Annotated in this window: 2 protein-coding genes; one reads left to right on the forward strand and one right to left on the reverse strand. The window is 65.0% G+C overall.

Translation table 11 applies throughout. The features are described from left to right. Nucleotides 1-584: hypothetical protein (locus AHiyo1_RS10665; RefSeq protein ID WP_172465569.1), on the forward strand; the 584-nt coding region annotated here is incomplete at its 5' end. A gap of 63 nt (nucleotides 585-647) precedes the next feature. On the opposite strand, the gene tgt is transcribed toward AHiyo1_RS10665, so the two are convergent. Continuing rightward, nucleotides 648-1,786 (reverse strand): tRNA guanosine(34) transglycosylase Tgt (gene tgt / locus AHiyo1_RS10670; RefSeq protein ID WP_059388551.1); only part of this gene is annotated, 1,139 nt, incomplete at its 5' end.

Genomic DNA, 1,786 nt, shown 5'->3' on the forward strand with positions numbered 1-1,786 from the left:
GCCGGCTGTGGCGCTGGGGCCTGGGTCTCGCCGTCGTTCCCTTGACCGGGCTGGTCCGGACGTTCGATTCACCCGTCATCCTGCTTCCGGTGCTGCTTGCCGCGGCGATCTTCTCGTCCACAGCGGCGGCAGGGCCCCTTTGGCAATTGCGCATGGCCCCCAGCCTCGACGCCCTCCTCCCGATTTCGAGGACAGCTTCGCGCTGGGTCCACGTCGCGCTGCCGGTCATGCTGATGGGTTTGTGGACGACGGCGGCTGCCGGATTTTTCGTGCTGGCGGGCGGCTTCCGGGTGGAGCTCCTCGTCCTGGGTGCGGCGGCGGGAGGCGGTTTGGGCGCGGGGATGCTGCGACGAGCCTTCCGCCAGCAGGAAGACCTGACCAAGCTCGTGTACCTGATGCAGCTTGGGCGGAGCGGACCCGCCATGCTTGGAACCAGGATCCGGGGCTACGTGCTGTGCCTCTTCGCCCTGGCGCCTTTGGCCTTGGGCATGCTGTTCAACGCGCCGGAGGTTTTGGTGACGCCCGCCGTCGTGCTCAATGTGGTGCTCTTGGTGATCGGCGTGACGACGGCGGACCGGCCCTGAGGCGCCCCTTGGCGCGATCTCGACGACGACGGCAGGTCGCCTGCCCGGGAAGCGACCGGGACCCTATGAGTAGTACCGCCCCAACGTCTCGGCCTTGAACTCGAAGAAGTCCCCGGATTCGATGGCCAAGCGGGCGTCGTCCACCATCTTCACCACGAAGCGCTCGTTGTGGATGGAGATGAGCGTGTGCGAGAGCAGTTCATGGGCCTTGTACAGGTGGTGGATATACGCGCGCGAATAGTTGGCGCAGGTGTAGCAATCGCAACCGTCCTGCAAGGGTCCGAAATCCGATTTGTAGCGGGCCCCGGAAAGGTTGAACCGACCGGACGGAGTATAAAACGCCGAGTTGCGGGCCACGCGGGTGGGGGAGACGCAATCGAAGGTGTCGGCACCGTTTTCGATGGACGTGAAGATATCGTCCGGCTCGGAGATGCCCAGGAGGTGGCGGGGCTTGTTCTCGGGAAGTTCCTCGTTGCACCAACGCACAATGGTGCCGAGGTTCTCCTTCTCCAGTGCACCGCCGATGCCGAAACCGTCAAAGGGCATCCCACCAAGATCCCGGCAGGCCTTGCGGCGGAGGTCCTCGTATTGCGCCCCCTGGATGACGCCGAACAGGGCTTGGTAGGGCTTGCCCACCCGCTCCGCCGTCAGCCTCTCATGCTCCACCACGCAGCGCTCGGCCCAACGACGTGTGCGCTCCAGGGATTCCTCCTGGTAGCCGCGGGAATTCTGCAGGGTGGTCAGCTCGTCGAAGGCGAACATAATGTCTGCGCCGATCTGGTGCTGCACCCGCATGGAGATCTCCGGCGAGAAACGGTGCCTGTCCCCGTTCAAGTGCGACTTGAACCAGACGCCGTCCTCATCCACGTGCGCCAGCCGCTCCTTGCCAGGGGCCACGGCATCGTCTGGCCCCGACGCATCCACGGAGGTCATGTCGATGACCTTCTTGAACCCCGAGCCGAGGCTCATCACCTGGAATCCGCCCGAGTCCGTGAATGTGGGTCCGTCCCAGTTCATGAAGGCGCCAAGACCGCCCGCCGCGTCGAGGATCTCCGGCCCTGGCTGCAGATACAGGTGGTAGGCGTTGGCCAGCAAAGCCTGCGCGCCGAGCTCCTTCATGGATTCGGGCAGAACGGCTTTGACAGTGGCTTTCGTCCCGACGGCGATGAACGCGGGCGTCTGGATCTGGCCGTGCGGGGTGG

Origin of the sequence: Arthrobacter sp. Hiyo1, from assembly GCF_001263615.2 — a bacterium.
Taxonomy (GTDB): Bacteria; Actinomycetota; Actinomycetes; order Actinomycetales; family Micrococcaceae; genus Arthrobacter.